Source organism: Scandinavium tedordense, from assembly GCF_024764965.1.
Taxonomy (GTDB): Bacteria; Pseudomonadota; Gammaproteobacteria; order Enterobacterales; family Enterobacteriaceae; genus Scandinavium; species Scandinavium tedordense.
Map to the genome: position 1 here is coordinate 145,226 of NZ_JALIGG010000058.1, position 12,465 is coordinate 157,690.

Sequence of the window (12,465 nt, forward strand, 5' to 3'; positions counted from 1 at the left end):
CTTTTGTGGTGAAATTAAAAAGGGAGCCATCGGCTCCCTTTTATTATTTCAGTTCAGCTTATGGCGTAACGATGTTAAACCAGAATTCGAACTTATCCATATAACTCAGCAACTCATTAAGCTTGTTGGCGTCGCCGGTGATTTTCATCTCACCTTTGTCTTTAGCCTGTTGCATCGTCTCTTCCTTCAGCACAATACGGTCCAGCGTATCGCGGGAAAGAGTGATGGTGGCATCGGCTTTATCGGCCTGAGCATTTGGCGTGTGGTTAAGCACACCGTTCTCCAGTTCAAGCTTGTATTTACCGCCCTGGTCACCGAAGTCGACGTTAAGCGTTACATGCGCATTCGCCGCTTTTTCTCCGTTAATATGAACAGCCATATAATCGAAGAACATTTCCGGCGTCATGGCACGGACGGTATCCGGGCTCGCGGTGTTTGGCGTTGCGGCTTTGACGACACCGTTACGCAGCTCCTTGGCACCCGACAGGTAGAAGTTACGCCATGGACCAGATTCTGCCTGATAACCCATCTGCTCAAGAGCATCGGCTTCCAGATTGAGCGCCGTTTTGTTTGTCGGATCGGCAAACACCACTTTGCTGACAACCTGCGCTACCCAACGATAATTGCCCTGGTCGTAGTCAGATTTGGCTTTTTGCAGGATGTTATCCGCGCCGCCCATATACTCGACGTATTTCTTCGCCGCTTCTGCTGGTGGCAGCTCATCCAGGGTTGCCGGGTTGCCATCGAACCAGCCGAGATAGAACACGTAGGTTGCTTTCACATCGTGACTGACCGAACCGTAATATCCGCGGCTCGCCCAGGTCTTCTCAAGCGTCGGTGGCAGTTTAAAGTTAGCGGCGATTTCATCACGGGTAAGACCTTCATTAGCCATACGCAGCGTCTGGTCATTGATATAACGATACATATCGCGCTGACCTTTCATCAGGTTGACGACGTTATCTTGGCCCCAGGTTGGCCAATGGTGTTGAGCGATAATGATTTCGGCATCGCTACCCCAACGATCGATTGCGGCGTTGATGTATTTAGACCATGCCAGCGGATCACGAATTTTAGCGCCACGCAGAGAATACGTGTTATGCAGGGTGTGAGTGACATCCTCTGCAGCTTCGATCATCTTCTTCTCTTTGACGTACCACAGCATCTCTGAAGGTGCTTCAGAGCCTGGGGCCATCATAAAGTCGTAGGTCAGACCATCAATGACTTCTTCCTGGCCTGTATGGGTGATGTAATCCGTCGGTGCCAGTAACGTTACTGTACCTGCGGAGGTAGTGGTCCCGAGACCCGCACCTACCTGGCCTTTGGCATCAGCCGGCAGCAGGTTGCCGTACATGTAGCTTGCACGACGACTCATGGCATTACCCGCCATGATGTTTTCGTCTACCGCAGCGCCCATGAAGCCTTGCGGAGCATAGATTTTAACTTTGCCAGATTTAACATCAGCCTGGTCAACGACACCGCGAACGCCGCCATAGTGGTCAACGTGGCTGTGGGTGAAAATAACCGCGACGACAGGTTTTTTGCCGCGATTTTTGTAGTACAGATCCAGGCCGACTTTCGCTGTTTCAGCAGAAACCAGCGGGTCGATAACGGTAATCCCGGTCTTACCTTCAATGATCGTCATGTTTGAAAGGTCGAGATTACGAATCTGATAAACGCCGTCGGTGACTTCAAACAGGCCGCTGATGTTGATCAGCTGGGACTGACGCCACAGGCTTGGGTTTACAGTGTCTGGCGCTTTGTCGCCTTCTTTAATAAAGGCATATTTCTGAGGATCCCAGACAGTATTGCCTTTCTCACCCTTGATGACTTCCTGCGGTAACGGAGCAATAAAGCCCTTATGCGCATTGGTAAAGTCGGTGTTATCAGAAAAAGGCAGTTTGCTATAAAGCGCTTCGTTTGCCTGTTTTGTTGCCGCGGTGGCATCGTTGGTCGGGGCCTGAACTGCCGCAGTCACTGACAACGTTGTCAGTAACCCCGCGACAGCCAGACCTCTGGCAATCATATTCAATCTCATTCGTTAACCTCCTGGTAGGATTTAGCGTGTTCAGTTTACTGGGTAGTAGTGTGACTTTGCGTCAGCACCAGCATCGCAGCATAATGATTTGCTTTAAACTGTAGTTCTGGAATGTAAAAATGCAACGTACAGCACTGAAAATGTTGAAAAAATCTTCATTCCCCGGTCGCCAGATTGATCAGGTATTTATTGAGGGTATTTTATGCGCCTTATATTATCTGAATAGTCCCAAATGGTACTGTTTGTTTATTATTGGATGATGGTGAGGTGTAAATGGAAAAAGACGTTGCAGTTTTCAGATGCTATACTGCAGAATGATTTTAAAGTGTATTCAGGTGTGACATGAAAGCCAATTTTGAAAATATCCACCATTATTATCAATCGCTGGATTTGGGGCGTTACATAGATGATGTTTGCAAGGGTGGTGATGTTTTTACCCTTGCGCCTGCAGACTATATAAAAACCTTGCCGGGCTTTATTTATATTGTTCTTAATGGTTCAGTGGCTATTTCTCATAAAGATGATGAACTGACTGTGGGTAATACGATTGAGTATATGCCTATCGGACTGATGGAGGAATATTGTCCGCTGTTGAGTTTTGAATATAAATGCATGACACCCGTGACTGCCGTGAAGATACCGTGCGAAGCTTTTACTGCGCTTTTTTATCAGAGCCCAGAACATATGCGTGCTTTGTCTAAAGTGCTTATTTTTATGACTATATTTTCACTTGAGTTGCTCGCGGAAAGAAAACAGCTAACCAGTTATCAAACCATCAAACCGATGCTACATCGTTATCTCTACCGAACGCGAACATTTGAGAACGAAAAAGAAGGGCTGGCGAATTTTATTATGCGTCGCACGAAGCTCTCCCGGACGCATGTCTTCCGAGTACTCGCGGATCTCAAAGAGGGCGGGTACATCACGATGGAAAAAGGAAAGCTGATTTCAATTAATAAAACGCTTCCGGAAGATTATTAATCCAGCGTACGGTGTTCGGTTCAACAAGACATGGCGCTCGTTCCACTCAAAAAAGTTCAGCCAAGCCAGGATTTACTCAGAGCATTCTTGCTTTTACCGCACGGAATGTCAGGACCCAAAAAATCGTTTGTGTCCTAATTATGCGCTCGATAAAAATTAATTTCTGAAAATGAATCAAGCTAATTCCTGCTCCCTCTATCGTGCTTGCATGACGAGATGTTCTTGGTCATTTAACCTCTTAGTGACAGCGGCATGAAAAACACGATTTCCCACAGTAAATATCCCGTATCACTGGCCTGCGCTTTATCTGGGCTTGCCATCGTATCGTTTTGTATCGCTGGTGCGATGCTGGCGATGTTTGTCAGCACCGGCATGGATGAGACTATCCGCTATACGGGCGAGAGACTCATTCAGTCCAGCGGTGCGAATGTCGTGCAAACGCTGGAAGACTATATGGATCTTCCGACCGTCACCAACCAGCTTTTTGCGCGCACCTACGAGAACAGTGACCTCGATGCGTTAAGCGCCACGCAGGTTGCGGAAACCTTAAAGCAGCTGATCAAAACCGATCGCTTTGGTCATGTTTCGGTCGACAGGATGTCCTTCACCACGCCTGACGGGAATTATGTTGCGTTCAATCGCCTCGATGTTAATAACAAAAAAATCCTCAACATGGAGAAGACATCTGGAGATGAGCATAACATTCTGAACGTCTATGAAGGATCGACGGAGTACTCACGGGTTGTTAAAACAGTATATGGTTTCAATAAGTTGGTTCAGCCGTGGCTTGAAAAAGCAGAGCAGTCTAAAAAGTCATTTTGGTCCCACATTTATCCGCGCTCATATAACAAAAATGCCAGAATGTTGGCATACAGAACGCCGGTATATAATCGCGCAGGCAAATTTCTGGGGGTTATTGCATCGGAGATTATGCCCGATAGCATGAGCCGCTATGTCTGTGAAGTGTTGCCTTTTAAAGACAACACCATACTGATAATGGACAGCGACAATAATATTGTTTCTTCGTCAGAAATGCCGATATCGCCTGCGCTCATGCAGCCCGAACTGGCAAGCGCGGCAAAAGAGCATCACCAGACCGATGGAAAGAGACTGGCAACTAAAGAGTTGCGCCAGCTTTTAACGCCTGAAATTATGGAAAAGAGTAGCCATCAGGACAGTCCGGCAGAGATTACGTCAGGTAAAGGCGATAAGTATATTGTTCATACCATAAAATATAGCAGCACCGATCGAGAGCTTTACGGCCATGTATTGCTGATAACATCGCAGGACTCATTGTCGGGCACCATCAAGAAAACGATTATTGCGTTTGCTATCAAAATCATGGGGCTGTTTGCCATTGTGTACCTCATTGCGGCCATTGTTCTGCGTAACTTTTTCAGTCCGCTTAACAATATCATTGGCAAAAACAAAGACCTGTTGAACATGCAGTGGAAGCCGGAGGAGAACAAAAGACTGTTCCCGGAAGTGGCGACGCTGGATTCCAGTTTCTTCAGACTTTCCCGTGAGCTGGCCTCCCGTACTGAAAAGCACCGCAAGTTGGTTGAGGAAGACAAACTGACTGCCCTGCCAACACGCGCCGGGATGCTCAGCAAGCTGGAGTCCTACGAAGGTAGAAACCTGCTTGCCCGTATTCACGTGAGCAATGCCGCAAATATTTCCCGGGTGATGGGGCTTGAGTATTCCGGCCGCTTCCTGCGGAGTTTTGTTAGCCGAATGAAGAATACCTTACCTGACGGGACGCTGCTGTGCCGTGATGACTATGGCAGTTTTCTGGCGATATTCCCTGAGGTTTATGAACAAAAAGATTTGATGTTCTTTGAGGATATTCTGCAGTCACTGTTCCTTGATATTAAATCCGATGGAGACGCTGAAACTGAACGTTACTGCTTTATCGGGAATTCTGGGGTGTTCTTTGGTCACCTGACACAGGAACGCATGCCGGAAGTGATCTTGAATTCCGGGATTGCCGTGCAGCACGCTGAAAAAATAGGCAATGGCGAGTCGTTGGTCTTTGTGCAGGAAATGCAGGAGCAGGGGCTGGAGAATATTCGTCTGCATGAAAAATTACAGCATGCTATCGCCAACGACGAATTCCATATCGTAATGCAGCCGATCATTAATCTCGATAATCAGAATAGCTGCAATGAAGGTGAGAGCCTGATTCGCTGGCAAACGCCGGACGAAGGGTTTATCTCGCCGATCAAGTTCATTAGCCTTGCGGAAGAGTCGGGGCTGATCATTCCGATTGGGCGTTGGGTCATCGCTGAATCCTGTAAGCAATTGGCGAAGTTTATCGCGCGCGGTGGTCCGAAAAACTTCAAACTGCACGTCAATATTTCAGCAATGCAGCTGCAGCAGCCTGATTTTGCTTCGCATTTGTTCACCTGTATTCAGGAGAACGAACTGATGAACGGCAACATTTGCGTCGAAATCACCGAAAGTACGCTGATGAAACATACCGATCAGATTGTCGATACGCTTAAGTATTTGCGCCGCCTGGGCGTGAGTGTGGCGATTGATGATTTCGGTTCCGGCTATTCGAGCCTCTCTTATTTGCACTCTTTCCCCTTCGACTGCCTGAAAATCGACAGGACGTTTGTCTCTGACATTCTGACTAATGAAAAAAATGCGGCGGTGGTTTCGTCGGTGCTGACGCTCGCCAAAAGCTTTAACGTGCCGCTGGTGGCTGAGGGCATGGAGACGCTGGAGATGGTTGAGAAGCTACAGGAAATGGGATGTGAACTGGTGCAGGGGTACTACTTCTCCAGACCACTTCCCTTCGATGACTTTACGGCAACGGTGAATCGAGGCTGACGGCGCGTTATTCGTCGACCAACCACATGTCCGCTTCTTCGAACATTTCCTGAACGGCGCGGCTAATCTGTTCCTTTTCATGCTTGCTGGCGTCAGTGTTGATCGCCGGCAGCGTCATCATTGGCTTAACGCGAATGTCTGCCTCCGGGAAAATCTGCTGAACGCGACGGGTGAGTTCATTCAGAATTTTTTCTTGCGCGCCAGGCAAGCCTGCGAAATTTCGTTTGTCATAAATCAGTTCGACGAACATGACTGCTTCCTTTGTACAGTTTAGATGTACACTTTTATACTGTATGGATACTCAGTGTCAAGGCCGCAGTGGCGGCGATAAGCACAAGTATGTTCTGTTAAAGCCAGTCAGGGAGTGCTGTAGCATTAATGACTTAGAGGAAACATGCGGAGACTGGCAGAATCGCGACTACGTTTAAAACGATAAAAAGTGGCCATCATGAAAAAAAGTGCACTCATCGCAGTCAGTTTTCTGTTTCTCGCCAGCCAGTCCAGTTTTGCAGGAAGCAAAACTCTGGTGGAGTACGGCGTGGTTCAGCAGAGCCGTATCATCAGCGAGGCTAACGGGCAGTATCATCCATTACGAACCGTTGCAGCCGGGGCCTTGGGTGGCGTTGTTGGTCACCAGTTCGGCAAAGGAAAGGGCAAAACCGCAATGACCGTGGCTGGCGCAGTTGCCGGGTCGGGGGCTTCACGCTACCACCAAAGCACACAGCAGGCGCCACAGCAGGTGGATTTGCTGATCAAAACTGACTCTGGGGCTACTATCGACGTCGTCCAGTCGTATACCGGCGGGGTTGTTTTCAATCCAGGCGACAAAGTACGCATCCTGACCAAAGGCTCAGACACCACGGTCGATAAATCAGTGTAACCGCGCTACTCCGCAGATAACAAAAACGGGAACCTTTGGGTTCCCGTTTTTATACCTATTGCCTGACAGCGCTCAGGGTGATGCACTCAGCGCGTGCCTCAGCAGTAAGGTGTCGAATTACCTGGCAGCGAGCTGCGACGCTGAAAAGAGCGTGCCACAATAAGGGCAGAGCAAAGGACTATTTTTCTTGATTCTTGATGGGCTGTGCATTGATTTCTTTGCACATTTCGGACATGAACATTCCGCGGGTTGGGAAGGGCGAAGTTGACGATTTTTACGTTCAGCCATGTGTATTCCTTATATGTTGGCGCAAAACAATACCTCAATAGTTCGCGAAAAGCCCTCATTCATTTTTTTATTTTTAACAAAGCAGACTTTTCCCGACACTGACAAATCTTTTGAGATAAGCCTTGCTTAATAAAGTTAATCATGCGTTAATGCTCTATCGGTTTGAACATACACGTTATCTGAAACAGTTCTCTTAAGTCGTCCTCATCATTTTTTCTCCTTGATGTACCTTCTTCAGTCCTCTTAGAAACAACAGGTTTTCAAACCAACACTGCCTGCGGGCGAAATAATAATTAAAGGTAAAAAAACATGTCTAACCAAATGACTGGTATTGTTAAATGGTTTAATGCTGAAAAAGGTTTCGGCTTTATTACACCAAAAGACGGAAGCAAAGATGTCTTCGTACATTTCTCTGCTATCCAGAGCAACGATTTCCGTACTCTGTATGAAAATCAAGAAGTTGAATTCGCCGTTGAAGCAGGTCCTAAAGGTCCTTCCGCTGTCAACGTGGTTCCACGCTGAGGGCCTGACTATTACTGACTCAATTCACTTCCGCTGCCCTTGCTGCCACGGTTCGCAATATCGGACTTCATCCTTCGATGTTACTGAAAAAAATCCGTTCGGTGCAAAATGTATTTTTTGCAAATCAGCAATGATCACCGCCGATAATATTTACACCTGGCAACGTCCTGTTTCTGTTTCCGCAATTACTGAAATCAGAAAGTAATATTCACGACGTTATCAGATAAATACTATTTTAATTAGGACAGGTGACAGACTTACATCCATCCGGAGAACGAATGAAAAAAGTGCTCGTGTTTTTTAACGCCGAACCTCTTACCGTCGTCTCCGTAATGCCTGATGAACAGTCAATACGTCGTGAATATCCGAACGGAGAGGAGGCAAATTTGATAATAATGTCTGCCAGTTTTCCCTCTCTGACCGGCGATCATAATGTAATCCACGTTGCCACAGACAGAGAACTTGCTGCAGAAGATATCCTCAAAGCAGCCGAAAAGTACCTGTAAAACTGATTGTCCAGATAACCGCCCAATGGGCGGTTTTTTTATGCCTGTTGTTTGTGGGTATCGTTAGCTAAAAAGCTTACCTTTCAGCAGCCCCATACCTTCAGACAGCAGGTCTTGTTGCTGATTGACCTGACCGTCAGGTGAAAGCGTATCGACGACCTTCGGCAAATGCTCGGCAATCAGGTTCGACGCACTTTGCGTGTCGATGCCCAGTTTGGCGGCGAGATCCGCAACGGCAGGAGAACCCAGAGCGGACGTTATCTGGTCACCCGATACCGGGTGGTTTGTACCGGTGCTTATCCATGATTCAACCACGGCACCCAAGCCACCCTGCTGAAATTTTGCCAGTAGTCCGGATACGCCGCCTTGCTCGTTAATCCACGTTAATATCGCCTGATAGGTACCAGCCTGTCCGTCCTGACCGCCGAACATACCTGCCACCTGGTCGAATAAACTCATAATGTCATTCCTCACTGTTCACTGCGTGAATTCATCGGCCCAAACCGAAGTGCATTTAGCGGGATGAGTCAAAAAGAATGCGAGGCGAGCCTCACAACACTTAAGTATAAAACACCCTACTGGGTTCTGTTTTTCTTTACCTGGAGGGCGGGAGAGAAGGGCTGTCAGGGCCATTCGCTGCTAAAAAGAGCAACCGTACCGCTATGGACTAAAAACAGATATCCGCCGGGTTAATTTAGTGTTAAAACTGCGCCGGAAAATTCCATCAGAGAAGTCTGTAATGCAGCTGGAACAATTTAAAACAAAGAACGGTAAGCGTTTTATTCTGGCGGTCACCGTCATCTTTGTCATCGCGCTGACGCTTGTGGGACATGCAACTTTTGGCGGGGTGGTCGAGGAGTACGATTTACCGTATCACGTCTGGTCTAATTCGATGTTCATCATGCAGGGTGCGATGGTGCTGGTATACAGCATTGTTTTCACGCTGCTGTGCTCCATTCCGCTGGGATTCATTCTGTTAGAGCCTGACCGCGACCAATAAGTGTTTCAGCCTGAACGCCGGGCAGCGGGCGTTCAGGATGCGTTAATCCTCTGCTGACGGGCCTTTTTATCCAGATACATAGCGGCATCGGCCGCCTGAATGGCGCTCTCTGCGTCCAGCTCATGCGGGTTGACGTCGATGGTGCCAATGCTGGCGCCAGGATAATTAATCGTGTGGCCGCTCAGTAGATAATGGCCGCGGATTTGACGGCGCAGCAGGTCGATAAACGGCGCTGTCTGACCGCTGGACGTGATTTCACAAGCGATGAGAAACTCATCTCCGCCCAGACGCCCAACGATATCCTCATTGCTCATCACAGAGGTCAGTCGCTGGCCTACCTGAGTTAAGAATGCATCCCCGGCCTGATGGCCATGAACATCATTAATTTCTTTAAAATCGTCGAGATCGATAAATGCCACCAGGACGTGGGACTGGTTCACTCGTGCACGTTCAAACAAAATATCGAGGTGCTCATAGACGGCGCGTCGATTGGCAAGGCCCGTCAGCGCATCGGTGTAGGAGTGAGCGATCAGCGCCTCGTTGGCCTGACGCAACTGCGTCACCAGTGACTCTTTTTCGATGTAGCGCGCAATCAGGCTCGCGAACAGGTGTAGCACGTGTTCGCTGTTAATGCTGTAACTGTGCTGGTCGCGGCTGGACGCGCAGAGCGTGCCGTACAGTGAACCATCAGTTAGATGCACGGGCGTGGTGAAAAAGGTGCTGATCCCCAGCGCCTGCGCGGCATGGCAGTCCGGCCAGCGCGTCTTCACGTCATTGCTGAAATAGTGCTGTTCGTCTACCGCGCGTTTGCACAGCGTTTCATCCCACGGAACGGCAAAACCTTCAGGGATCTGCATATCGCTGCTGTTACGGGCGTACACGATATGCTGTAAACGGGTTGCCGTATCGATTCTGGTCAGATAGGTCGATTCCATATGCGTCACCATCGCTAGCATTTCCAACAATTGGCGCACTAAGCTCTCGAGTGACTGTTCGGTGGCGAGGGTTTGTGAGACGCGGGCAAGAATAATATCTGACATGACCTGAAAACTCCCGTGCAGTAACGGCAAAAACTGCACGCTATGCTGAAAATATCGACTATCTAAAAATAGTAAACCATGAATACATCACGTGTTATACATCGAACAAGCAAGAATGCGAGACTTCTTGGGCAAAAAAAGGTTCATCATGGATAAGCGTGAACCAAAAAAAAAGCCCCGCCGGGGGAGGCGGGGCAAAAACTCATTGATTATGGAATGATGTGTTCTCGGGTCATAACGAGAACGCTCCTAATCTAATTTGCAAAAGTGCAGTTAAAATGAAGAAATAGTGAAGATTAAGTCAAATTAGCCACACATAAAGGATGCTATCTCAATGAAATATGCTGGATTACTGCTGCCGCTTCTGCTGGCAGGTTGCACGACCGCTGAACAAAGCGACGCACCCCCTCCGCCAAATATCGGCATGGCAAACCCTGCTGCGGTTTACTGCCAGCAAAAAGGCGGCACGTCTGTGCCCGTACAAAGCCCTCAGGGAGTGCGTTCAGACTGTAAGCTGCCTGGCGGGGAAGTGATTGACGAATGGACTCTGTATCGTCGGGATCATAAGCAATCGTGACAGCACGCTGCTCTCCAGGATACAATTGAAGATAAGATTAATCTTAATTTCAGAGTGTGTGAGAGCAGCATGTTTCAGCTTAAACCGGGCACATTGGCGATGATCATCGCTGCCCGTACGCCCGCAGGCCGGGCGAATATCGGTAAATCAGTATCGCTGTTTGCCCTATGCCAGCCGGGTGAACGTGTCCTGAACCCTGTCAACGGCGTGGTCACCGAACTGCCGTGTGAGGCCCAGCGAGCGCTGTGGCTGGTGACGGGTGAGGTTCAGTCTGCGGACGGTCAGTCTGGTTTTTCATTTGTTCGCCCTGAACATCTGATGCCACTGACGCCTGACATGCTCCCCGCCGATGAGCTGGAAAAAGTAACGGAGTAACACGGTTAACAGGATTACGCCTTCTCGTCCTGTTCCGCAATCCAGGCCAGCAGCGCCGGAATTTGCTCATGTGAAAACACCACAATCCCATGTTGGCGCAAAAGCGCGGCGGCAACGCCGTTGCCTGCGATTTTTTTGCCGCTAAAGCTCCCGTCATAAATTTCGGTGCTCCCGCAGGTAGGGCTGCCGTCCGTTAACAGCGCCGCAGAGCATCCCGTGCTTTGAGCCGCCTTAAGCGCCAGCCAGGCCGCAAGCTGATAATGGGCGGTGACATCGGCCCCGGTGCTTTCGATAATACGCGCCTGGTCCGTCATCACCTGTTCACCCGTACCGGCGACAATTTCGGCCGACGGGCGCGGAGTCGGTAAACCGGCCGCGAGTTCCGGACAATGAATGATCAACCTGTCTTCTGCCCGCAACATTTGCAGCAATTCACCCAACTGGGTTTTGGCGCTGGCGTTATAGCGCACCGGATGTCCCATCAGACAGGCACTCACCAGAATTTTCGTTTTCATCGCAGCTCCGTATTTTCCCGCTGAAAGAGTAATACGAACCGCGAACAGATGAAACGATCGCCAACTGCACATTCTGGGGATTGTTCTGCACGCAAAACCCCGGTAGGCTGGTGTTCCTTATGTAGTCCGAAAACTGCACAGCATAAGGAACCCTTCATGGAACTTGCTTCAAATAAAAAGACACTACGAATTGCACTGGTCGGTGATTTTAATCCTGAGGTGATTGCGCACCAGGCGATCCCGCTGGCGATTGACGATGCCGCCGCCGTTCAGGAACTCACCGCCGATTACGATTGGGTCGCCACCACCGACATCAAAAGCGCTGACGATCTGGTGGGCTATGATGCAATCTGGCTGGTTCCCGCGAGCCCATACCAAAACGCTGAAGGGGCGTTGATCGCTATCCGCTACGCGCGCGAAAACAGCATTCCGTTCCTCGGCACCTGCGGCGGTTTCCAGCATGCGATCCTCGAATATGCTCGCAACGTGCTGGGCTGGCGCGATGCGGCACACGCCGAAACGGACACCGAAGGCCGAATGGTGATTGCGCCACTGGCCTGCTCGCTGGTGGAGAAATCAGACACCATCGAACTGCGCGCCAACACCATCATCGCCAAAGCGTATGGTCGCCTCAGCATTGAAGAGGGCTATCACTGCAACTACGGCATTTCACCGGATTTCGCGGCAGAACTTGAGGAAGGCGCGTTGCGCGTCACCGGCTGGGACGAAGAAGGCGAAATCCGCGCGATTGAACTCATGACTCACCCGTTCTTTGTCGGCACCTTGTTCCAGCATGAGCGCAACGCGCTGGCTGGCCGCCCGGCACCTCTGGTCCACGCGTTTCTTCGCGCAGCAGCAAATTAAGAATCGCCCGGCGACACGTCGTTTGCACGGGCCTACAATATGGCGTA

16 protein-coding genes are annotated in these 12,465 nt (G+C 49.5%); 10 read left to right on the forward strand and 6 right to left on the reverse strand.

Translation table 11 applies throughout. The features are described from left to right. Positions 1-58: 58 nt before the first annotated feature. Positions 59-2,035 carry an alkyl/aryl-sulfatase gene (locus MUU46_RS20030; protein ID WP_258966457.1) on the reverse strand — a complete coding sequence of 659 codons (1,977 nt, stop codon included), beginning with the start codon at positions 2,033-2,035 and terminating at the stop codon, positions 59-61. A gap of 342 nt (positions 2,036-2,377) precedes the next feature. Between MUU46_RS20030 and MUU46_RS20035 the strand changes: the two genes are divergently transcribed. Both MUU46_RS20035 and MUU46_RS20040 read left to right on the forward strand, forming a co-directional pair. Beyond that, entirely contained in the window at positions 2,378-3,016 is a 639-nt protein-coding gene (locus tag MUU46_RS20035) for a helix-turn-helix domain-containing protein (RefSeq protein ID WP_258966458.1), read from the forward strand. Between the two features lie 252 nt (positions 3,017-3,268). After that, positions 3,269-5,851 carry a bifunctional diguanylate cyclase/phosphodiesterase gene (locus MUU46_RS20040; RefSeq protein WP_258966459.1) on the forward strand — a complete coding sequence of 861 codons (2,583 nt, stop codon included), beginning with the start codon at positions 3,269-3,271 and terminating at the stop codon, positions 5,849-5,851. 7 nt (positions 5,852-5,858) lie between these two features. On the opposite strand, the gene MUU46_RS20045 is transcribed toward MUU46_RS20040, so the two are convergent. Next, positions 5,859-6,101 (reverse strand): DinI-like family protein, encoded by a 243-nt coding sequence (locus MUU46_RS20045; protein WP_159761500.1) that lies wholly within the window; start codon positions 6,099-6,101, stop codon positions 5,859-5,861. A 198-nt stretch (positions 6,102-6,299) separates the two neighbouring features. On the opposite strand from MUU46_RS20045, the gene MUU46_RS20050 reads away from it, so the two are divergent. Further along, positions 6,300-6,731, forward strand: coding sequence for an outer membrane lipoprotein (locus MUU46_RS20050; protein WP_159761502.1), 432 nt, complete (start codon positions 6,300-6,302; stop codon positions 6,729-6,731). Between the two features lie 117 nt (positions 6,732-6,848). On the opposite strand, the gene MUU46_RS23005 is transcribed toward MUU46_RS20050, so the two are convergent. After that, positions 6,849-7,019, reverse strand: a complete 171-nt coding sequence (locus MUU46_RS23005) for a YnfU family zinc-binding protein (RefSeq protein ID WP_217448705.1) — start codon at positions 7,017-7,019, stop codon at positions 6,849-6,851. 309 nt (positions 7,020-7,328) lie between these two features. Here MUU46_RS23005 and cspE point away from each other — a divergent pair, with 309 nt between their 5' ends. The 3 genes from cspE (at position 7,329) to MUU46_RS20065 (ending at position 8,047) form a co-directional block, all read left to right on the forward strand. Beyond that, entirely contained in the window at positions 7,329-7,541 is a 213-nt protein-coding gene (gene cspE, locus MUU46_RS20055) for a transcription antiterminator/RNA stability regulator CspE (protein WP_159761504.1), read from the forward strand. 10 nt (positions 7,542-7,551) lie between these two features. Next, a complete protein-coding gene (gene ymcF / locus MUU46_RS20060; RefSeq protein ID WP_185153786.1) occupies positions 7,552-7,746 on the forward strand; it encodes a cold shock small protein YmcF in 195 nt (64 codons plus the stop codon). 73 nt (positions 7,747-7,819) lie between these two features. Then, entirely contained in the window at positions 7,820-8,047 is a 228-nt protein-coding gene (locus MUU46_RS20065; protein ID WP_258966460.1) for a hypothetical protein, read from the forward strand. Positions 8,048-8,110: 63 nt separating this feature from the next. Here the strand turns inward: MUU46_RS20065 and MUU46_RS20070 are convergent, their stop codons facing one another. Next, positions 8,111-8,506 (reverse strand): YidB family protein, encoded by a 396-nt coding sequence (locus MUU46_RS20070; RefSeq protein ID WP_159761508.1) that lies wholly within the window; start codon positions 8,504-8,506, stop codon positions 8,111-8,113. A 280-nt stretch (positions 8,507-8,786) separates the two neighbouring features. On the opposite strand from MUU46_RS20070, the gene MUU46_RS20075 reads away from it, so the two are divergent. Next, positions 8,787-9,047 carry a DUF2534 family protein gene (locus MUU46_RS20075; protein ID WP_159761510.1) on the forward strand — a complete coding sequence of 87 codons (261 nt, stop codon included), beginning with the start codon at positions 8,787-8,789 and terminating at the stop codon, positions 9,045-9,047. Between the two features lie 32 nt (positions 9,048-9,079). On the opposite strand, the gene MUU46_RS20080 is transcribed toward MUU46_RS20075, so the two are convergent. After that, complete coding sequence (locus MUU46_RS20080) at positions 9,080-10,087, reverse strand: sensor domain-containing diguanylate cyclase (RefSeq protein ID WP_258966461.1); 1,008 nt, start codon at positions 10,085-10,087, stop codon at positions 9,080-9,082. Positions 10,088-10,421: 334 nt separating this feature from the next. Between MUU46_RS20080 and MUU46_RS20085 the strand changes: the two genes are divergently transcribed. Both MUU46_RS20085 and MUU46_RS20090 read left to right on the forward strand, forming a co-directional pair. Continuing rightward, positions 10,422-10,664: a putative hemolysin gene (locus tag MUU46_RS20085; protein ID WP_159761523.1), complete on the forward strand. Its 243-nt coding sequence runs from the start codon at positions 10,422-10,424 to the stop codon at positions 10,662-10,664. 69 nt (positions 10,665-10,733) lie between these two features. Then, complete coding sequence (locus tag MUU46_RS20090; protein WP_258966462.1) at positions 10,734-11,039, forward strand: hypothetical protein; 306 nt, start codon at positions 10,734-10,736, stop codon at positions 11,037-11,039. Between the two features lie 14 nt (positions 11,040-11,053). On the opposite strand, the gene MUU46_RS20095 is transcribed toward MUU46_RS20090, so the two are convergent. Then, positions 11,054-11,554 carry a 2-thiouracil desulfurase family protein gene (locus MUU46_RS20095; protein WP_258966463.1) on the reverse strand — a complete coding sequence of 167 codons (501 nt, stop codon included), beginning with the start codon at positions 11,552-11,554 and terminating at the stop codon, positions 11,054-11,056. A gap of 156 nt (positions 11,555-11,710) precedes the next feature. Here MUU46_RS20095 and MUU46_RS20100 point away from each other — a divergent pair, with 156 nt between their 5' ends. Further along, positions 11,711-12,418, forward strand: coding sequence for a CTP synthase C-terminal region-related (seleno)protein (locus MUU46_RS20100; RefSeq protein WP_258966464.1), 708 nt, complete (start codon positions 11,711-11,713; stop codon positions 12,416-12,418). Positions 12,419-12,465: the final 47 nt, after the last annotated feature.